A 20,777-nucleotide genomic window follows, 5' to 3' on the forward strand; every position below is an offset into this window, starting at 1 on the left:
AACGGGCCTATCCAGGAGGGCTCCGACGCCGTGATCACACCAGCCACGACAAGATCATCTCACCCCTGACCAGCAGTTACGGGACAGCCTCTAGGGTCCTGTCGGACATCCGGCGGATCTTCGCCCGCCGCGAGCCGGACAGCCTGACCACCACCGACCTCCTCGCCGAACTCCGCGCGGATCCAGAGGCGCCGTGGGGGGAGTGGGGCCGAGCCGGGCTCTCTGCCCGCGACCTGGGCTCGCTTCTGCGGGAGTTCGGGATCATCTCGGGCAACGTCCGCATCGCCGACAGCACCCAGCGCAAGGGCTACACCCGCAGCAAGTTCCTGGACCCGTGGCGCCGCTACTGCCCCACTGTCCACCCCACCGCTGGCATCCCAGCACCCCGTGAGGGCTGACCCCAGCCGCCACCCCCGGTTGCCGCCCTTGCCGTCCCTGCCGTAACACCGCAGGCCAACAACGGTCTTTGCAAGACGGCAACCGGACCCAAGACGGCAACGCGATCATCACCCGGTCGCGTTGCCGCCCTGGGTCGGCGCCCGTACCCGTTCCGTGCCGTCTTGACCGTCCCCGCCGTACCGCCGCAGGTCACACATGGTGCGGCTGGGACGGCAGCCCTGCACCCCCCGTCCCAGCACGCCGTGCTCGCAGCTGGCAGCCCCGTGACGGCAGCACGGCTGCCCAAGACGGCACCCTCGGCCCACTGCCGTGACCGGCCTGACCTGCGACTGCAACGGCCAAGACGCCAAGACGGATCTTCCAGCAAACCCACGTCCGTAAGGATGTTCTCCCGCATGCCCACCACACCACCGAACGCCGACCCGGCCGCCACGGGAGCGTTCGCCCGCACGACGATCACCGTCGTGATGGCGGTCATCGCCTCACTCGCCTTCGTCTTCTCCTTCGGCAACGTCTGGACCCTCGCACTCCGGCTCGGCATACCGCGCCCGATCGCCCCGCTGATCGCGCCGATGGTCGACCTGTCCGTCGTCGGCCTGCTCGTCGCCTTGCACCACCTGGCTGCCCACGGCACCGACCCCGCCCACCTGCGCTCGGCCACGAGGCTGATGCACCTGTGCGGCCTCCTGACGCCCGTCCCGCTGTCGCCGAGCACGGCCTCAGTCTGGCCGTGGTCAATCATGCGATAAGCGACACCGGTCGCCAGCTCCCGGCTGACCCAGCTGATGAAGCACCTCAAGGACGAACACGCCCCCGCCGCCGAAGCGATGGAACCGGCGCGGACGCATCCTGCGAACGCCTGACCAAAGCTCCGCCGAGCAGCGCTCGCGCATGTCCGCGATCCGGACGTGCGGAACTCCCGCATGGGACTTCCGCACATCCGGGCGCCGCTCTTCTACACCCCGAATCCGGCTCGGCCAAACCGCCACCCGCCCGGACCGTGACCCGTGCAACGAGAGGACCCGCACCGTCATCCGTCATACCGAAAACGCCCCGCTGGAGATCACCGTGAAGCCCACCTCCGATACCGACACGGACGCCGAGGAAAGCCCCGGACCCGCCGCCAAGGGCCGTAAACTGGCTGGTCTGTGGCGGCGAGCCTTCGACAACCCGGCCCCGGGCGGAGCCAGTTGTACCCAGTCTCCGACTGTTGGCCGGAGTCTGGGATCCTCCGCCCCGGGGGTGGCGGAGGAGGCCCGGCGCGAGGGCGCGCCGGGCGGAGAAGCAGGCGCCGCCAGCGGCCCGGGTACGGACCAGCTCGCCGCCGTGCAGCGCGCCGTTCTTGCTGCCGTGCACGCCGACGAACGCGTCCGAACCGCGCCGACCAGCGCCTCCGACGAGGCGGGCGAGGAAGACGCAGCGTTCATCCACGCCGACGTTTCCGCGCTCGACGTGCCGCCCCTCGCTGTCCACGCAGGCACCCAGGTGATGCCGAAGGGGAAGATCCGCCGGTTCAACGGCAGGCGCCGCGGGCTTCGTGTCGGGCCGGTCGGGTTCACGGAGTCCGAGCACGCCGAGCTGCTGGACGCGGCCGGGCGGCATGGCTACGAGGGCACGCTGTCGGGGTACCTGGCGGACATCGCGCTGGCGTTCATCCGGGGCGCGTTCACCGTCGATCTTCCGCTGCACACCGACCGGCAGGCGGTGCAGGAGTTCCGCGCGCAGATCCGGTACGAGATCAACCGGATCGGGGTCAACATCAACCAGATGGTGCACGTGCTGCACCGCGACGACCGGATTGAGCCGGACATCCGCGAACGCCTGGAACGCCTCGACCGCCTCCTCACCCACATCGCCCGCGCCCTGCTCCTGCCCGCCGAGGCCGCCGGCCGCACGGACGGGGAGGACGCGTGATCCCGTCGGTGAAGAAGCCCGGCGGGAACACCCGCGGGCTGCTGGCCTACCTCTACGGGCCCGGCTGGCACGACGAACACCACGACCCGCACATCGTGGCCTCCTTCAGCCCCCGCGGCCTGCCCGACCCCGGCCGCGACCCCGACGCCACCCTCACCGCGCTCGGCCAGGTCCTCGATGCTCCAGTCCGCCTCCGCAACGAGGGCTTCGGAAAGCCCGTCACCGATCACGTGTGGCACTGCCCCGTCCGCGCCGCGCCCGACGACCGCTACCTGTCGGACGCCGAGTGGGGCGAGATCGCCCGCCGTATCGTCCACGCCGCAGGCATCGCCCCCGACGGTGACCCGCTGGCCTGCCGGTGGATCGCCGTGCGCCACGCGGATGACCACATCCACATCCTGGCCACCACCGTCCGCGAGGACGGCCGCCGCCCCAAGCTCCACAACTGCGGCATGCGCGCCCAGGCCGAAGCCCGCCTGATCGAGACCGAACTCGGCCTGCACCAGGTCGCGCCCGGCGACCGGACCGGGGAGCGCCGCCCGACCCAGGCCGAAATGCACAAGGCCGACCGGCTCGGCTGGCAGCAGACCAGCCGCCAGTGGCTCCAGGAGCGCATCCGGGCCGCCATCCCGCACGCCGCCAGCGTGGAGGAACTGTTCGCCTACCTTGAGGCCGACGGTGTCGAGGTCAAGGTCCGCCGGCTGCCCTCTGGCGACCTCCAGGGCTACAGCGTCGGCCGCCCCGGCGACCTGAAAGCCGACGGCACCCAGCTCTACATCCCCGGCGGGAAAATCGCCCCCGACCTGACCCTCCCCAAACTCCGTGACCGCCTCGCGGGAAGCGCACCGGAGGAACAGCCAACAGCCCGCCGCAACCGGCCCAGCACGAGCTGGCAGCGCACCACCAGCGCCCTCGACACCCTCCACGACCACCTCACCCAGCACCCGGACACCTGGGACAACGCGCGGGCGCAGGCACAGATCACCGCCCTCGGCGAGATCATCGACGCCACCGCCCAGACCGGACCCGCCGAACTGCGCAACCAACTGCGCTCCGCCAGCCGGGAGTTCGCCCGCGCTCAGCGCTCCCGCATCCGCGCCGACCACCACACCGCAGCGGGACTGCGCCAAGCCGCCCGTGACATCGCCCACGCCGGCGACGGCCCCGACGGCAGCACCTTCGCCGTCCTGCTCACCGCCCTGGTCTGGTCAGCGATCCTCGCGGCCCGCCGGCACCAGGCCCGAGGCCACCGGCAGCAGGCCGAAGCAGCCCGAACCGCGGTGATCCATCTGCAAGCCGCCTACGACCAGGCCGCCGCCCCCCACCTCGCAGCCCTCACCCACCGACAGCCCACCCCGGACATCACCCACACCCTCGCCGCACAAGTCCGCACCGCCGTCCCCGAACACGCCGACCGCATCCTCACCGACCCCCACTGGCCCGCCCTCGCAACCGTCCTCACCGACGCCCAAACAGGCGGCCACAGCCCTCACACCCTCCTGGCCGAAGCCGCCGCCCGCCGCGAACTTGACTCAGCCCACCACCCCGCCCAAGTCCTCCTCGGCCGCATCCAACACACCACCCGCAACCCCGCACCCAACCCCCGCGCCGAAGCAGCCCGCCTCCGCTCTCAAGCGGTGTCTCCAGGGTTCCCTTCGGTGACGGCCGCTCCACCGATCTCCTCACCTCCCGCCCCGTCTCCGGACCGCGCCCGGTCTCATCGGTAGTCGCACAGCCACGACCATGACCATCCGACGCCCGTCCAAGTACGAGCCTGGGCTCGCGCTTCTATACCGTCGGGATGGCAGGCGCAGTCCGCCGTGTATGGCATGGCGGCTTGGCTGCCGTCCGTGGTGTGCCTTTGATCGAAGCTGGGGAGTGGTCGCGTAATGCCGATGTCCGGTGCTGGGCGCGGTCACGAGGGCTTCACCTCGTCGCGCGCCCGCCAGGTCATGGTGGAGGCATGTGGAGCGGCGGGCTTGGACTCCGGGGGAGCGCGGCTGATCCGCCTCGGCGAGAACGCCTTGTTCCGGCTGGAACGCCAGCCCGTGATCGTACGGATCGCGCGCTCGGAGGAGTACCTGGATTCCGCGCGCCGGGAAGTAGGAGTGTCGCGGTGGCTGGCGGACGAGGGTTTCCCGGCGGCACAGGTCGTGGAGGACATTGAGCAGGCGGTCGTTGTGTCCGGTCACCCGGTGACATTCTGGCGTCGGATCGAGGAGAGTGGTCGGGCGGCGACGTACGGCGAGCTCGGTTCGATCCTGCGCGAACTGCACGCGCTGCGGATGCCGGAGACGCTGGTCCTTCCGAGGTTCGAGCCGATGGGCCGGTCGGTCCTGAGGATCGAGAAGGCGACCGGCATTTCCGAGTCCGACCGGGAATTCCTGCGGGAACGCCACCGGCAACTGGAACGTGAGATCGGGCAGTTGTCGTTCGCCTCCCCGGTCGGTCCCGTCCACGGCGACGCACACGTCCAGAACTTGATGGTGGACCGCTCCGACCGCGTGATCCTCATCGACTTCGAAGTCTTCTGCCGCGATCATCCCGAATGGGATCTGATGGTGACGGCCACGGAGTACGACAGCCTGGGTTGGCAAACGTCCGACCAGTACGCGGAGTTCGTCGGCGCGTACGGGCGCGATCTGCGCGACTGGCCAAGCTTTCCGACGCTGCGGGCAGTCCAGGAATTCAAGATGACCACCTGGCTCATGCAGAACGTCGGCGAGAGCGACGAGGTCGCCAGTGAGTACGCGCGCCGTATCGCCTCGCTCCGCGACGATCAGGCGCCCCGGGACTGGCATCCGGGCTGACGTCGCCGCTACTGGTCGTCCAGGCCGGAGAGCGCCGTCCGTACGTGGTCGTTGAACTGCTGCACTTCCGGGTTGTCGGCGTGCACCGAGACCTCGCGCTGGAAGTCCAGGACATAGCGCTGGAAGCGAGCCGACTGAAGTGCGTCTCCTGCGGTCACCGCGAGGCCGGCGGTCGTGACGGCCGCTTCCAACTGCCCGTCCAGGAGTTGGCTCTGTGCGAGCACCATCCGGCAGAAACCCAGCGACCGGGCGTACTTCGGATCGGTGAGCGCGACCGCCTGCTCGGCATAGTTGACGGACTGGGCCGATGCGCCGAGGTCACGGAAGCAGTGGCAGAACTCGCCCACGAGCTCGGCTTCGTCCATGTAGGCAAGCCAGGGCGGATCACCTGCGTCACCCACGTGAGCCAGATGGTTCTCGGCGTCGAGCATGGCGCGCTGCGCGCCTTTCACGTCCCGGGCCGTCGCAAGGGCGCGTGCCTCGTGAGCCGAATACATTGCCATCGCGCGCGGAGTTGCCCGCCCGTTGCCGCCGCCTTCGACCGCGGCCCTGGCCAGCCGAACCGCTCGCGGCACCTGCCCGAGGTAATTGGCCTGGTGGCTCATGTTGGCGAGGATGCGCGACCCCATCATCCGGTCGCCGGTCACCTGCGTGAGCCTGAGCGTCGACAGGAGGTACCGATCCGCGAGGTGGTGATGGCCGCTGTCGTAGGCGGTCCACGCGAGGAGTTGGGATATCTCGGCAGCGGCGTTGAAGAGGGCGAAGCCGACGCGCTCGCTGTAACCGGCGTCCAGCAATGGCAGGACCTCGTGCCGGAAGTAGTGACGCAGCGCCTTGTGACCGTGACCTCCCCCGTAGAGAAAGTCCAGGTGCATGAACATCTCCGCTGCGGTCCGGACGGCGGCGACATCTCGCATTCCGATGCGACGGGACGCGGCCCGGTCAGAGGGAATCCCGTCGGGTCGTGTGACGAGCCAGGACAGCACGGCGGAGTTGACCTCGTTGTCGTGCAGCAACTCGACTGCCGGTGGCTTGTCCTCGGGCCGCAGCTGCGTCAGTCCGTCGAGTACGCCCAGGGCCTCGGCGAGAGTCGCCGCGTAGGTCGTACCGTTCGGAGCGGGGCTGAGCGTCGGGCTGGAGAAGCCGCAGTCGGCGGTTGTGATCCTGCGGCCTAACTTGGCACCGAGCGCTTCTGCCACGAACGCCGCGTTCTCGGCCTGGATGCCGGCGCCGTCGAGCCACCGCTATACTGACACGTGGGTGGTGCCGACGCGGACGCCGTGCCGCAGCGCAACGTCGCGGACGCGGCGGGCTAGGCCCTTGTTGGACGCTCCCCCCTCGGCCATCAACGCGGCGAGGCGGCGGTTGGGTTCTCTGTCCATGGTCCCCCTGCCATCGGGTGGTGACGGCGAGTGGCAATCCTGTCACGCTCCGGTCGGCTGGGGCAGGGGGTTCATGAGTGAACCCCCTCGACGCGCGGTGAACCTCCCGTACTCGCGAACTCCCCGGTGAACGCTGCCGCTCTCCTTGCCGTCGCCGTTGACTGGCGAGCACACCCTGTGGAGCGGCTGACAGGCCGGCTCCGTGGTGCATGTCGCAGCAGGGAGGTGAAGCGATGATTTCCGCAACGGCGGTTCTTCACAGTCGACTCGATCTCGGGCACGAGCTGGTTGGCGTCAGCGACGCCCGGCGTCACGCGCGGGATGTCCTCGGCGAGTGGGGGATGCCCGAAGAGGTGTTGGACGACGCGCTGAGCATCGTGACGGAGTTGGTCGCCAACGCCATCCGGCACGCCGAGACCGGGGAGTCGCGTCCGCGTCACTCGCCGCTGTCTTCCGTTCTGGAACTGCGGGTCGTCGTTGGCCACCTCTACGTGGTGGTGCACGACGCAAGTCGGCGGGCACCGATCCTCCGGCCTCTGTCCGAGGACGCCGAGAACGGACGCGGGCTGTTGCTCGTCGCGGCTCTGACTGAAGGTGCCTGGGGCTTCGTCTACGCCACTCACGGCGCAGGGAAGCTCGTCTGGGCCCGACTCTCCCTGCCACGCGCGGCAACGGACGGGGTGGCGCCGGACAGCGTGCCTGCCGCCGATCAAGCTGACCAGTTGCCGCGGTCCGTCGTTGCTGTCGGAGCTGGGACATGACGCCGTTGACCCACCGCGCCGCACCCGACGCGTGCCGGTCGCCATGACCGCGAGTCCGCAGCCGCCCGCCCGTATGCCGCCGAAAGCGGCTCCACTCACCGAAGGAACACGAATTCATGCCCGGTGCCCAGGAGGAACGGCTCATTTGCGGCCGGCGGGTGGTCTCACCGCCGGCGCTGGTAAAGGCCGCGCTCACCATGGCCAACGCCCTCACGCCGGGGACGTATTCGGACGACGACGCCCAGCAGGAACTCGTATGCGCGATCGACCACGACAACTCGGAGCACCAGGCGCTTGTTCTGGGCCTCCGGGGTCCGCACGCAGGGTCTCTGTGGACGGTGTGGTGTGACGGCGCGGAGCCGAGCACCGTCGTCGAGTTGCCGGACTGCCCGGCCGTACGGCTCGGGGAAGCGTGCAGCGAGTTCGAGGGCCATCCGGGCGGCCACAGCTGGGAGTTGGCTGACTCGCGCCTCCTTGCGCCCGAGCGCTCCGCCTGATCGCTGGCAGAGCCCGGCGCTTGACTCGGCTCTCATGATTCCCATCTCACGAAGGACTCACTTCCATGCCCCCTGCCGCCACGGCTACGCGGACCCGTAACTCCGCACCCAAAGCGTTCGACGCTCCCATTTCACCGCCCGCATCGGAGACGATCACGGTCTCCAACCGTTGGATAATCACCGCGGACGACGGCTCCGTCGTCGCGGGCCACTTGCCCGACTGGGCTCAGGAGGACCCCACCGCCCACGGTGTCCCCGCCGGTCAACTTCCCGCCCGCATGGCCGACATCACGCACTGGGCGGACTTCGAGGGCGCCTCCCTCCGTGCGCACACCGCCGAAACGGGCGGAGCGACCGGCCTGCCGGAGGCGGTCATGATCTTCGCCAGCAGCATCATGTGCCACCCCTTCCCGGACTCCTCCGAGCCGCGCGTCCCCTTCGCCGAGGTCCAGATCACCCCCGACTGCTGGATGACCGGCCTCGACCCGGACGCGCTCATCGCCCTCGCAGCCACCTTGCGCACGCTCGCCGGGCGCATCGAGAACGACGTGCGGCCCCTGCTGCTCAGCGCCCGCACGGACTGGGCGGCCCACCACCCCTCGTCCGTCCGCAGTTGAAGGAGAGAGAGGTACAACCGTGTCCTTCCAGAAGCTCCACGGCGCTGGCAACGACTTCGTCCTGCTCGCGCGCCCTCTCCCCGACGTACACCGGGACTGGTCCGCGACGGCGCGGCAGTTGTGCGCCCGGCGCACCGGCATCGGAGCGGACGGCCTCGTACTCACCGCCGTGACGAGCACCGACCCCCTGGTCCTCGACGTGGCGTGCTTCAACGCCGACGGCTCCGCGTCCAGCATGTGCGGCAACGCCCCGCGCTGCGTCGCCTGGTCCGCGGCCGAGACGTACGACTGCCGGACGCCGACCCTGACGATGACCGGCGTGAAGCATGAAACGCCGGTCGGGGGCGTCAGGTCAATTTCTTGATCTGTGCAGCAAGGACTGGCAGAGGGATTTGGGTGTCTTTATCGTTTTCTTTCGAGACTCCGAACGAGGAGAAGGTGATCAGGGTCGCTCCGATGCGAACGACGATGTAGGAGTGTTGTGTCGGTGGCACCATAGTGGCTGCTTTTCCGCGGAGTGTCCGTGTCATTCGGTAAGAGATCGCCTCGTCGCCGAGGTGCGGGTCAGGTAGTTCCTTGAGGTTGTTATAGGTGTATTCGGTGTCTCCTGGTATTCCCTTGAAGGCTGTGCACTTGCGGAGCGCTTGGTGGAGGTCGGAGATCGCCAGGCTCGCGGTTGTCGGGGCGTAGGAGGCGAGGATGATGGAGGTCTGTTGACCGTTGTCCTGTGACGTGTCCTCGGCGGTTTGGACGACGCGGCCGGTAGCGGGGTAAGCCGTTCGATACCTGATCACGTCCCAGACAGGCTGGCAGGCGGCCGGTGCGATGGGGATGCGCTGGCTTGTGTCGAGCAGGCCGACAGGTTTTCCTTTGCCGCCGATAGTCAGGATCTCGTAGCCGATGAGATCCGAGGGATCCAAAGCAGCCGTGTCCAGGCCGTGTTGATCGAGGACGCCGCCGGGCGCTTTCGGCGGAAGTACCGACGAAGGGGCACGTGTCGCTCCGGAAGGCGCTGCTGCCGATGAATTCTCCTCGCCCTTCGTGGCGTTGTCGCCGCGAGGGGTGCCATTCGATCCGCAACTGGAGACCGCAGCCAATACGGCGAGCACTCCTATCGTTGCCAGGCTGGGCTTTGCTCTGCCTATGCTCACTGTGTTCTCTGTTCTCATGCTCAATGTCTCATTCTTGCTCTAAGACAGCTGTGCCCCGGCTGCCGTTGTAAACGGCCGTACGGATCTTAGGGCCGTTTGCGGCAGGTATCGACCTGGTGTCGCTGACTGCACGGGCTGAACAGAGGTTGAACAGGCTCTGCAGTCAGCTCTGTTCAGCCCGTGCACTGTGGTTCATGCTCCTGGCAGGTCAGAAGATGCCGGTGATGCGGGTGGCCCAGGCGGCGGTGCCCACGAGGTGGGGACTGCGGTGGGCGGTGGGTCCTCCTGGGTAGAACAGGAGACAGCCGGTGGGGCAGTTGGTACTCATGGCCGCGCCGGCGTCGTCGACGTAGTTGATGGTGGCGTTGGCATCGGCTGGCGTGGTGGCCCACAGGTCGCCGTAGGTTTCGCCGTCGGTGGGTTGGAACTGGCGATAGGCGATGTCGGCGCCGGCGTCAGGGTCGCTGTAGGTGGCGGTGGTGACGGTCCCCTGGACGTTTCCGGGGGAGGCCAGATACGGACGTAGCTGCCAGCTTGCGGTGCCGTAGACGGTGCGAGCGCCCAGTGAGTAACTCCCGTTGATGAGCTGGCCGGGATACAGGTAGAGCTGGCCGGTACTAGGGTCCCGGGCGATAATATCCTGGATGCCGTCGCCGTTTTGATCGCCGACAGCGAGGTTGGTGTAATCCTTCCAGCCGCCGTTTCCGATGGTCACGCGATTGCCCAGTTCGAAGGGCTCGACTTGGTTCTGCGATGCGGCGGTTCCACTGCCGACGGTGTTTCCGGTGTAGAGGTACAGATTGGCGTTACTGCAGGCGGCGCTTGTGCACTCGATGGTGATGAGGTCGTTTCCTCTTTCGTGGCCCTGCGTAGTGTTCAGGTCTATGTCGCCGGGCATGATGACCTGCCGGATACGGATCCAGTCCGCGGCGTCGTCGACATTCGTGTGGACGAGTTCGCGGCGGGTGTCGTAGTTGGGAGAGCCCAGGCCGTTACTGCCGTAGACGTAGAGTCTGTTGTTGCTCAGGCGCACGACGAAGTCTTCGTAGCCGTCTGGCGCTGCGGTCGAGCTGGCGAAGCCGCGCAGGTCGCCGCGGTGGGCGATGAGGGCGCCGCTCCAGCCGGAGAGTCCGACTGTCTTGGCTGCGGCGACCTTGCCGGTGCCATCTCCTGAGTACAGCAGTAGTTTGCCCTCGCTGTCTGTGGCGATCAGGTCGGGGTAGCCGTCCCCGTCGAGGTCCCCTGCGAGGTCACCGGTCGCCAGACCGGAACCGGGGTCCTTCCCGGGACCGTAGACGAACTCGGGCTGTGTAGTGCTGAGGACTGTCGCGTCGGTTATCTTGTCGAGAGGAGAATGGTTGCCAGCGAGGTCGTAGGCCAGAGCATGGAGAATGCTGACCGGCCAGCCGCTGGGGACCACGGAAATGGTGGCGGTGTGATGGTCGGTACCGACGTTCACCCAGGCGCCGTTCGAGCAGCGATCGCTGGCGGCCGACAGGTACTGGTCCATACTCCAGCAGAAACCGGCAACGTCGTTAGCGGAGTTGTAGAGCTTGAGCTGTACGGCCTTGCGGGCCGGGTATTTGTCGGTGGGCTCGTCGGCTGCGGTGCCGTCGGTGTTGGTGACGACAACGGTTGCTGCGGGGCCGATACGGTCGACCTGGAACCCACAGGAGGCCGTATAGGCGCTATAGGTGTTCTCCTGGTCCTTGGCACGGACTTTCCAGGTGTAGGACCCGTTGGTTAGTTTTGACGCGGGAACGGTGACGGAAGCTGTCTGGCCGCTGGAGACGGTGTCGGTGGAGGGGCTGAAGGACACTGCGGCGCCGCCCGATGTGGCCACGGAGAATTCGCCGGTGACCGTTCCGCGGTCCTTGTCGGTAAGTTTCGCGGTCAGCGTGATGCCGCTGTTTCCGATAAGGCTGCCACACGCGACTACCTTGTTGCCGTCGCCTCCCGGACTCCATGAGCCTTCCCACGCGGCGTGGCTGTCGACGGTCGGCTTGTAGTTGTAGGTGATTTCGAGCGCGGGGTTGTTCTTGAAACGCTTGAAGCTGTTCTGGTTGTCCTCGTAGCCGTCACCGGCACGCATACCGAAGGCCAACGCCTTCCAGCCGTTGTTGGCCGCCTGCTGAACGTAGTTGGTGAGCGCTGTGGAGTGGTAGTCATGCCCTAGGTTGCCTGGGCAGTATGTGGGGTTGCCGTGGGCGTAGGAGGCGGAGTCCAGTTTGGCCGCCCATCCAGGCTGGCTGTTCCAGGTCGGGGTGGTGTCAATACTGCCGGTTGACCACAGTTCGGTTGGTCCGGCGACGGACTTGTCGCACCCCCATGAGTGGGTTTCGACCACGGCGAAGGTCGCGTCGAGGATGTTCGCACCGGCCAGGCCATCGGTGTTCACGGCAAAGAACGACCGTGTGCGGCCAGTTCCGTTGAAACCGACCCGCGGCTCGTCACTCGGCGTGCCGGAGTGCCAGCCGGAACCGTTCGGGTAGGAGTCGCTCGGGGTGGCGGAGTACACAACTGCCCACTTTGTGCGTTGCCCACCGGTGAACACTGGGTCGACGACGAGTGGGAATTGGCCGGCCGTGGCCAACAATGTGGGATCCGGGGTCAAGACCAGAGTGCCGTCGCTGACCGTGGCGCCCACCGGAGCGGTTCGTGGCTGATCAACATCCGCGTCGGACGTGGTCGTGCGGGCAATGTCGTTGGTGTGCGGAGCTGTTCCGGCGGGCCGTTCGTCGGTACTGGCGGGCTGCTCCCACATTTTGGGGGGCGGAGCGCTGAAGACGGTGTTGCCGTCTGTGTCGGTGGCGGTCAGGTTGTTCTCGGCGTCGCTGGTCAGGGTGACCCCGTTCGTGGCGACGCCGAGTTTGATGCTCTGCACCTCGGGGTTCGCAGCGGCCTGGGGCGTGTTGATGATCAGGTGTTCGGTGAACCCGTCGACTTCGGCGATGACCTGCAGGTCCACGTCGGGAAGAACCGACCGGTACAAGGCGGTGTTGTCGCTGAGCTCGGGCTGCGGCAGCGCGGTGGGCCAGGACAAGGACAGGACCTTGTCGTCCTTGGTCATGGTTGCCAACGCTGTGGTGCCGCCGCCGGAGAAGGTGATACCGAAGGCTGGTGAGACGGGGCCCACGGTTCCGTCGGGGTGCTGGATCACGGTGGCGTCTGCCCTCTTCCACTCGCCCTCGTATCGCGACCACATCGGAGTGGAGTACTCGCGTCGGGTGACCGTGCCGTCTGGGTTGGCGAAGACCTCGGATGACGCTTCCCGTAGATCCTCGATCTCGACGCGCTGTCCGGTCTCCGCCGCGGTGTCGAACGCCATGGCCTCGGAGGCCGGCGGATTTGCCGGGGGTCCGTCGTCGGCGGCAGCGACGGTTGCGGCAGGCAGTGCCAGCGTGGCGACGGCAGTCACCGATAGTCCAAGGGCGAGAAGGAACGCTACCGGGCGCCCTCTTCTTTGGGCCTTCGGTCGGGGGTCTCTCATGAGGCGCCTTTCTGGAGCGCACGCAGAATACGTGGGACCCGCAGGTTATTCGGAACTCCCCACATTTTTAAAGTGCTCCAGGGTAGTGAATGCCGAGACAACGGAATGAAAAATTCCACTTTGCCCTTCCAGTGGAGGCGATATTTTGGGGTGACTTGTCCGATTGATTAGCGGGTGGGCATAAATGGCCGTCCAGGGTTATTTGTTCGGTCTACGGCAGTTGATCCTGCGGAAAAATCATCATGATTCGGGCATGGGCTCTCTGGGTCTTGCGTAGACACCATTGAATCCGCTTTGCTTTACAGGTTCTTTACGGGTGTGGCTCTAGGGGTGGGGATTCCATGATGTTCCGCCGTGGCTTTGGCATGCCGTTTTCGGCTCATTCGCCGGTCGGACGATTCAGCTTTCGCTCCGTTATGGTCGGTCCGCTTTCCGCCGCTCTCGGGCTGTCACTGCTCGCCGCCCCTGCGTGGGCCAAACCTGGCGACGGGTTCACGGTCCGGCCCGTACCGAAGACCGCATCGGTCTCGGGCAAAGACCTTGTCTCGCCTGCCCCCACCGTGCCGCCGCAGCACGAATCATGGAAGCCGCTGAAGAAGGCCGACTGGCCAGTCGGTGGCGTGGCAGATGTCACGGTGCCCGTGGTGGCGACTGGCACCGCTAAGGGAGTCGGCAGCCAGCGGGCTCGGGCCGGGACGCTACCTATCAGCGTCGGCCGCCCCACCCAACCTGCCGCGGGAGCCAAGGCCGATGCCCGGTCCGCACGCACCCTCGGCAGCGCCACCGCCGCACCGGACCGCGTCCACGTCACCCTCGCCGACCACGGGACCGCGGAACGGGCCGGTGTCCAGGGCTTGCTGCTCTCACTTCAGCCCGTGGGCAGTGTCCCGGCGACCGCCGCGGCCGATGTCCAAGTCGACTACTCCGATGTGGAGTCGGCGTTCGCCGCAGGATGGTCGTCTCGGCTGCGGCTGGTCCAGATGCCTGCCTGCGCGCTGACCACGCCAAGCAAGGTCGGATGCCTCACCAGCCTCCCCCTGCCGACCGACAACGACAGCGCGGCCCGGACCCTGACCTCGACAGTTTCGTTCCCACCGAACCAGTCAGGTGCTGAGCGCACCGCCGCCGACAGCGGCATGGTGGTGTTGGCCGCCACCGCCGGAACGAGCGGCGACGAGGGGTCGTTCAAGGCGACGTCGCTGGCTCAGGCCGGATCGTGGTCGGCAGGCGGTAACTCCGGCGCGTTCGGCTGGGACATGCCGCTGGCCGTTCCGCCCGTGCCCGGCTCCTTGGAGCCGAACGTGGCCTTGTCGTACAGCTCCTCCTCTGTGGACGGTCGCACCTCTTCGACCAACAATCAGACCTCGTGGATCGGTGAGGGCTGGGAGTACTCACCGGGGTTCATCGAGCGCACTTATGCCTCGTGCGAGAACGACAAACAGGGCGGCAACAACACGGCCAAGGTCGGCGACTTGTGCTGGAAATCGCCGAACGCGACACTCTCGCTGAATGGCAAGTCCAGCGCCCTCGTCTGGGACGCGGGCAAGAACACCTGGAAACTGGCCAACGACGACGGCTCCCGTGTCGAGCAGGTCTTCGGCAGTTCACCCGGAGACGTCAACGGGGATGCGGACAACGAGTACTGGAAGGTCACCGCGCTCGACGGCACGCAGTACTGGTTCGGGAAGAACCGCCTGCCGAACTGGACCAGCGGCAAGGAGGAGACGAACTCCGTCTTCACCGTTCCGGTCTACGGCAACCACACCGGGGAGCCTGGTCACGGCGCGGACTTCGCCTCGTCGGCCGAAACGCAGGGCTGGCGCTGGAACCTCGACTATGTGGTGGACCCGCACAACGACGCCATGGCCCTCTACTACGCCAAGGAGACCGGCTACTACGCACAGAACGGCAAGATCGCCACACCGGTCTCCTACATCCGCGGCGGGTATCTGAACCGCATCGACTACGGTCTGCGGGTCGGTGCCGTCTACTCCACCACCTACCCCGCTGGCCGGGTCACCTTCGGAACCACCGAACGTTGCCTGGCCAGTTGCGGAACCTTCGACGCCGCCCACTCCACAAACTGGCCGGACGTGCCGGTCGACCTGAATTGCACTGCGGGCACACAGTGTCTGCAAACCGGACCCTCGTTCTGGTCCCGTAAGCGACTGACGGACATCAACACCTTCGCGCTGCAAGGCAGCACTCTGCAACCGGTCGACACCTGGACGCTTGCTCAGTCCTTCCCGCCCACCGGGGATGTCTCGACTCCCACACTGTGGCTGGACTCGATCCAGCACACCGCCAAGGCCGGATCACTGCCCGACATCACGCTGCCGAAGACGACCTTCGGCTTCGGGAATGGGCCGATGCCCAACCGGGTGAACGCTGCCGAAGGCCGCCCTCCGCTGAACAAGTACCGCCTCGGGCAGGTCACCAATGAGACCGGCGGTCAGATCCTGATTACCTACAGCCCCACCGAGTGCACCCCGACCGACCTGCCCACGCCTGACCAGAACACCAAGCGCTGCTATCCGTCCTGGTGGACGCCGGACGGTGCGATTGACCCGGTCAAGGACTGGTTCCACAAGTACGTGGTCACCCAGATCGTCGAGGACGACACCACCGCCGGCAGTGGTTCGGCATCGACGACCACCACATACCAGTACGAGAGCGGCCCGAACTGGCGGCGTGACACCTCCGAGTTCACTGTCGACAAGCACCGCAGTTGGAGTGACTTCCGCGGCTACGGTCTGGTTCGCACCCTCACTGGCGCGACAAACCGCACAAAGACCGAGACCAGTTACTTCCTCGGTATGTCCGGCGACACCCTCGCCAACGGCAGCCCCAGAACGGTCCACACGGTCAACGGCATCGCCGACCGCAACGACTTCTCCGGCCGTATCGCCGAAGCCCGCACCTTCGACAAGGACGGAATCGGCGGCAAGGTCGTCGCCAAATCCACTTACCTGCCGTGGGAGTCCGACCCCACCGCCACTCAGCCGGTCACTGGCGTCACCGACCCCGACAAACCCAGTGTCCCCGGGCCCTCCCTGCCTGCCGCTCTCGCCCGCCACTCGGGAACCGTCACCGAGAAGGCCAGCACGTTGACGGACGACGGCACGAGCTGGCGCACCCTGACGACCAACCGTGTCTACGACACAGTCTACGGGCTCGTCACCGCAGAGGGAGACGGCGGCGACACCGCCCACGGGGTGGAGCCGAACTGCACCCGCACGTCCTACGTCACCCCCGACACCACCAACTGGCTCATCAGTTACCCGGCCCAGGTCACGAACGTCGACCAGGGCACCTGCGGTGCCGACTACCCCCCCACGGCGGTCACCGCCTCCACCCGCACCAGCTACGACAACAGCGCCCCAGGGGCTGCTCCTACTCCCGGTCAGGCGAACGCCACAAAGACTGAGGAGGCGTCGAAGCTCCAAACCGGTGGTCAACTGGTTTGGGATACCACCAGTCAGTCGGTGCACGATCAGTACGGGCGGGTAACCACTCTCAAGGGTCAGGATGCCCAGCCCGTCACCACCGTCTACACCCCGGCCACTGGTGCTCAGCCCACCATGCTGACGGTCACGAATGTCAAGGCGCAGTCCACCACGACCGTCCTCGACGGACTGCGCGGGCTCACCTTGAAAACTACCGATGCCAACCAGCGCACGGCAACGAGTGAGTATGACGCGCTAGGACGTCTCACCAAGGGGTGGAGCACCGGGCGACCTACCAGCGCCAACCCCAACGCGACGTTCACCTACAACGTCTCCGCGACCGTACCTTCCACGGTCACGTCGAAGAACCTGTACGAGGACGGCACCTGGGGTACCTCGATCGGGATCTACGACTCCTTGCTCCGGCAACGGCAGACGCAGACCGATGCGGTCGGGACTACGGGACGTGTCGTCACCGACACCTTTTATGACACCCTCGGCCGGCCCTTCCAGACCGACGCGCCGTTCTACAACGACAAGGCCGTCTCGACCACGCTGCTGACGGTCGTCCCCGACCAGATTCCCGTCTCCACCGTGACCGAGTTCGACGGCCGCAACCGGCCGACCGCGGTGATCACTCTATCGCTCAACGCGGAGAAGTGGCGCACCACGACCTCGTACGGAGACACCTGGACCTCGACTGCTCCCCCGACCGGCGGCACCGCGACCCTCACCGTCAGCAATATCCGGGGCCAAACCACCGAACTGCGCCAGTACAAGGACCGTAACCCGCTCATCGGGGCCGCAGCGAGCCAGTACGAGAAGATCACCTACGCCTACGACCGGGCCGGAAAGCTGTCCAAGGTCACCGACGCCTCCGGCCGCAACTCCTGGACCTACGGCTACGACCTGCGCGGTCGCCAGATCACCGCCAGCGACCCAGACAAGGGCGCAAGCGCTACCACATACGGAAGCGACGGTCAGGTCGCCACTGTCACCGACGCGCGCGGTATCACTCTGGCCAACACGTACGACGAACTCGGCCGCAAGACCAGCCTGCGGACCGGGTCGACTACCGGCACCAAGCTTGCCGAGTGGGCCTATGACACCGCTTCGGGTGGCAAGGGACTTCCCGCCTCCTCCATCCGCTACGACACCACCCAGACTCCGGTCGCCGCCTACACAACGGCGGTGACCGGTTATGACTCCGCAGGCCAGGCCACCGGCACCAAGGTCACAGTGCCCTCCGTGACTGGAGAGGAAATGCTTGCCGGCACCTACACCGTCGCCAGCACCTACACTCCAGTCAGTGGCCTTCCCACCACCACGGCCTACAGCACCGGCAATGCCAACGCCACGACGGCCCTGCCCGCAGAGACCGTCACCAACCACTACGGCGCTCAGGACCAACTCGGTATCGTCGACGGCACGCTGTCGCAGGTCTACCTGCGCGGTACCAGCTACACCCCGTACGGGGAACTCGCCCAGGCTCAGCTCGGCAATACCGGAGCCATGGTCGTCCAGACCCTCGGTTACGACGCCATCACTCACCGCCTGGCATCAACGCTCGTCGACCGCCAGGCGTCCGGACCGCAGACCCTGTCGAACATCAAGTACACCTACGACACGGCCGGGAACATCACGCGGGTCCGGGACGATCAGAACGACGGCACCATCGCCGACGACCAATGCTTCGCCTACGACTGGGCCCGGCGCCTGTCGGAAGCATGGACAACTGCTGACGCCTGCACGACACGACCGGACAACGGCACAGGTACCCCGGCGCTCGGCACCGTGGATCCCTACTGGACCAGTTGGACCTTCACCAACAGCGCCGACCGGGCCACGGAGACTCAGCACAAAGCTGGACCAATCACGGCCAACACAATCCGCAGCTACACCTACCCCACTACCACCGGTGTCGCACGGCCGCACGCGGTGCTCAACGTCACCGCCGTCGGCGGAGCCACGGGGACAGACACCTACCAGTACGACGAGGCCGGCAACCTCACCACGAAGACCCCCGCTACTGGAGCCGCGCAGGGCCTCACCTGGAACGACGAAGGCAGCCTCGCCACCTCGACAGTGTCCGGCGCCACCACGAAGTTCGTCTACGACACCCAGGGCACTCGCTTGCTCAAGCGGGAACCTGCAGAGACCACGCTGTATCTGCCCGGCGGACAAGAACTCGTCCTCACCAAGTCCACGAACGCCCTTGCCGGTAACCGCTATTACGCCGTCCCGGGCGGCTCCGCGATCCGCACCAGCAGCGACGCCAGGGTCCGCCTCCTCGTCGCGGACCCCCACGGCACCAACACCCTCTCCATCAGCGCCACGACACTCGCCGTCAACCGCCGCAAAACCCTCCCCTACGGTGCCCCCCGCGGCACCACTCCCACCTTCTGGCCCGGCCAAAAGGGCTTCGTCGGCGGCGACATTGACACCGCCACCGGTTACACCCACCTCGGTGCCCGCGACTACGACACCACCACCGGCCGTTTCATTAGCGTCGATCCACAACTGGACCTCGCCGACCCCCAGTCCCTCGGCGGCTACGGCTACAGCGACAATAGCCCCGTCACCCTCAGCGACCCCACCGGGCTCGGCGTCATGGAATGCATGAACGGCACCATGAGCAACTGCTCCAACGGAGTGCCGACATCCACCTCCAGGTACGACAAAACCAAGGACCCACGCGAGCCCACACCCGAACGGACATGGATAAACGACAACTCGCCGTCAACGACACAAGGTGGGGGCGACCTTTCCCGATCGCTCCACCCATTCATGCCCAATCAGCCTTACTCAGGAAACTACTGGTTCCCAACCACGAACGCCCCTGGTTCTGGGGAATCTGAGGTCGCCTGCTTCGGACGGCTGGCCTGCGCCAAGGCGTACACGTACATACTCGGTCACCCGAACGATGTGGCCGGGGCGCAAGAAATAGCTGCGACCTACTGCATCGGCCATTTCGAAGAGTGCGCCAAAGACGCGGCCGTTTCAGAGGTAAGCAAGAACCTCTACAGTGACACGGCCCTTATGCTAGCCGGAGGCGCCAAACTCCCTGATCTGGGCGAGCTCGACGACGTCGCCGCAGCGATCAGGGCCGGTCTCAAGAATGGGTGCAAAAACAGCTTCTCGCCGGACACCCCCGTGCTCCTCGCTGACGGTACCTCGAAGCCGATCGGTGAACTGAAGGTTGGCGACAGGGTCGCAGCCGCCGACCCCGGCACGGGCAAGTACGAAGGCGGTCGCACCGTAACCGCCACGATGGTCAACAGCGACGACAACCTGCTCGACCTGACCGTGCAAACCTCCCCCGGCCACACCTCGGTCCTCCACACCACCACCGAACACCCCTTCTGGGACGACACCACCCACGCCTGGGTCAACGCAGTGCAACTCACCCCAGGGCACGCACTCGAAACCGACAACAACGCTCACGTCGTCGTCACCGCCGTCCGCCCCGCCCCCGGCGCAGCAGACATGCACAACCTCACCGTCTCCCAACTTCACACGTACTACGTGCTGGCAGGGGTCACCCCGGTACTCGTCCATAATTCTCCTTGCCCAGTTGGACCGGGGTGGTTCCCGCATGGATCAGGAAAAATCCCCAACGAGTGGTCGGGCCCCAGTATGACCAGGAAGTTCAAGAAGAACGATAGTAAAGAAGGTTTTGTGTGGCGTGCTCCGAAAGGACAGGACAGTGTCCGTATAGACAAGGGGGACCCCGGTTCGCAGTGGGGTAGCCAGCAGGTTGATCACGTCATAATTAACTCAGGTGGCAGGATCGTTGGCAGAGGGGGGCAGCTGCTTCCCGCTGGGGCAAGAATTCAGGATTACCCAGTGGAGGCTCATGTCCCCCTTAGTGAGTGGCAGACGTGGAGGAATTGGAATGCCCCGTAAAACCGCCAATCTGCAGACTCCCTGGATTCGTGCTCAGTTGATCGACTGGTTGATCAGGTTGAGTGACAGGGATTGGCAGGAGAAAAACTGGATGTCGAGAGATCAAAATAATTCTGGTCTCGATGATGTGCTAGATTTTTTTGATGACTCTGGCGTTCTCGCGGAACCGCGCGGGAGGCTAGGATTTGTGCTCATCGACGAGGAGGAAGTTGCAGCTATGCAAGCGTTGAATTCTGTGCTGGACCGTGCAATTTCTGTACCGTCATCGCGCGATTCGGAAATCATCCAAACGCACTTCTGGGACGATGTCGTTACCGCTGCTCATGGCGCTCTCGTCGCGATGGGCGAGGGAACTTGTTAGTTGGGTGCATGTACATCATTCTTATTTGCTAAAAGGTGAACCT

15 protein-coding genes are annotated in these 20,777 nt (G+C 66.1%); 11 read left to right on the top strand and 4 right to left on the bottom strand.

Annotated elements, in window-relative coordinates; genetic code table 11:
• The 5 genes from ACIO6U_RS29760 to ACIO6U_RS29780 form a co-directional block, all read left to right on the top strand.
• A partial coding sequence (locus ACIO6U_RS29760) for a DUF3631 domain-containing protein (protein WP_401723795.1) occupies positions 1–398 on the top strand: 398 nt, incomplete at its 5' end.
• Between the two features lie 396 nt (positions 399–794).
• Positions 795–1,148 carry a DUF2637 domain-containing protein gene (locus ACIO6U_RS29765; protein WP_401723797.1) on the top strand — a complete coding sequence of 118 codons (354 nt, stop codon included), beginning with the start codon at positions 795–797 and terminating at the stop codon, positions 1,146–1,148.
• Positions 1,149–1,467: 319 nt separating this feature from the next.
• The gene (gene mobC / locus ACIO6U_RS29770; RefSeq protein ID WP_401723800.1) at positions 1,468–2,313 is read left to right on the top strand and encodes a plasmid mobilization relaxosome protein MobC; all 846 of its coding nucleotides are present in this window, start codon (positions 1,468–1,470) and stop codon (positions 2,311–2,313) included.
• Entirely contained in the window at positions 2,310–4,040 is a 1,731-nt protein-coding gene (locus ACIO6U_RS29775; protein WP_401723803.1) for a mobilization protein, read from the top strand. The genes mobC and ACIO6U_RS29775 overlap by 4 nt, the downstream gene beginning before the upstream one ends.
• 162 nt (positions 4,041–4,202) lie before the next feature.
• Positions 4,203–5,123: a phosphotransferase enzyme family protein gene (locus tag ACIO6U_RS29780; protein ID WP_401723805.1), complete on the top strand. Its 921-nt coding sequence runs from the start codon at positions 4,203–4,205 to the stop codon at positions 5,121–5,123.
• Between the two features lie 8 nt (positions 5,124–5,131).
• On the opposite strand, the gene ACIO6U_RS29785 is transcribed toward ACIO6U_RS29780, so the two are convergent.
• The gene (locus ACIO6U_RS29785) at positions 5,132–6,322 is read right to left on the bottom strand and encodes a sporulation protein (RefSeq protein WP_401723808.1); all 1,191 of its coding nucleotides are present in this window, start codon (positions 6,320–6,322) and stop codon (positions 5,132–5,134) included.
• Between the two features lie 45 nt (positions 6,323–6,367).
• Positions 6,368–6,505 carry a hypothetical protein gene (locus ACIO6U_RS29790; RefSeq protein WP_401723810.1) on the bottom strand — a complete coding sequence of 46 codons (138 nt, stop codon included), beginning with the start codon at positions 6,503–6,505 and terminating at the stop codon, positions 6,368–6,370.
• 233 nt (positions 6,506–6,738) lie between these two features.
• Here ACIO6U_RS29790 and ACIO6U_RS29795 point away from each other — a divergent pair, with 233 nt between their 5' ends.
• The 4 genes from ACIO6U_RS29795 to ACIO6U_RS29810 all read left to right on the top strand — a co-directional run bounded on the left by ACIO6U_RS29795 (position 6,739) and on the right by ACIO6U_RS29810 (position 8,744).
• Positions 6,739–7,266: an ATP-binding protein gene (locus ACIO6U_RS29795; protein WP_355338322.1), complete on the top strand. Its 528-nt coding sequence runs from the start codon at positions 6,739–6,741 to the stop codon at positions 7,264–7,266.
• A gap of 116 nt (positions 7,267–7,382) precedes the next feature.
• Positions 7,383–7,763 (top strand): hypothetical protein, encoded by a 381-nt coding sequence (locus tag ACIO6U_RS29800; protein WP_355338325.1) that lies wholly within the window; start codon positions 7,383–7,385, stop codon positions 7,761–7,763.
• Between the two features lie 65 nt (positions 7,764–7,828).
• Positions 7,829–8,380 carry a DUF6907 domain-containing protein gene (locus tag ACIO6U_RS29805; RefSeq protein WP_401311952.1) on the top strand — a complete coding sequence of 184 codons (552 nt, stop codon included), beginning with the start codon at positions 7,829–7,831 and terminating at the stop codon, positions 8,378–8,380.
• 19 nt (positions 8,381–8,399) lie between these two features.
• Positions 8,400–8,744, top strand: a complete 345-nt coding sequence (locus ACIO6U_RS29810; protein ID WP_401723815.1) for a hypothetical protein — start codon at positions 8,400–8,402, stop codon at positions 8,742–8,744.
• Here ACIO6U_RS29810 and ACIO6U_RS29815 read toward each other — a convergent pair.
• Both ACIO6U_RS29815 and ACIO6U_RS29820 read right to left on the bottom strand, forming a co-directional pair.
• On the bottom strand, positions 8,728–9,549 hold the full coding sequence (locus ACIO6U_RS29815) for a hypothetical protein (protein ID WP_401723818.1): 822 nt from the start codon (positions 9,547–9,549) through the stop codon (positions 8,728–8,730). The two genes, ACIO6U_RS29810 and ACIO6U_RS29815, sit on opposite strands and share 17 nt — an antisense overlap.
• A gap of 190 nt (positions 9,550–9,739) precedes the next feature.
• Positions 9,740–12,949, bottom strand: a complete 3,210-nt coding sequence (locus ACIO6U_RS29820; RefSeq protein WP_401311961.1) for a hypothetical protein — start codon at positions 12,947–12,949, stop codon at positions 9,740–9,742.
• 413 nt (positions 12,950–13,362) lie between these two features.
• Between ACIO6U_RS29820 and ACIO6U_RS29825 the strand changes: the two genes are divergently transcribed.
• Both ACIO6U_RS29825 and ACIO6U_RS29830 read left to right on the top strand, forming a co-directional pair.
• A complete protein-coding gene (locus tag ACIO6U_RS29825; protein WP_401723821.1) occupies positions 13,363–20,373 on the top strand; it encodes a polymorphic toxin-type HINT domain-containing protein in 7,011 nt (2,336 codons plus the stop codon).
• Positions 20,363–20,734 carry a hypothetical protein gene (locus ACIO6U_RS29830; protein ID WP_401723824.1) on the top strand — a complete coding sequence of 124 codons (372 nt, stop codon included), beginning with the start codon at positions 20,363–20,365 and terminating at the stop codon, positions 20,732–20,734. The genes ACIO6U_RS29825 and ACIO6U_RS29830 overlap by 11 nt, the downstream gene beginning before the upstream one ends.
• Positions 20,735–20,777: the final 43 nt, after the last annotated feature.

Source organism: Streptomyces sp. NPDC087422 (assembly GCF_044744145.1).
Classification (GTDB): Bacteria; Actinomycetota; Actinomycetes; order Streptomycetales; family Streptomycetaceae; genus Actinacidiphila.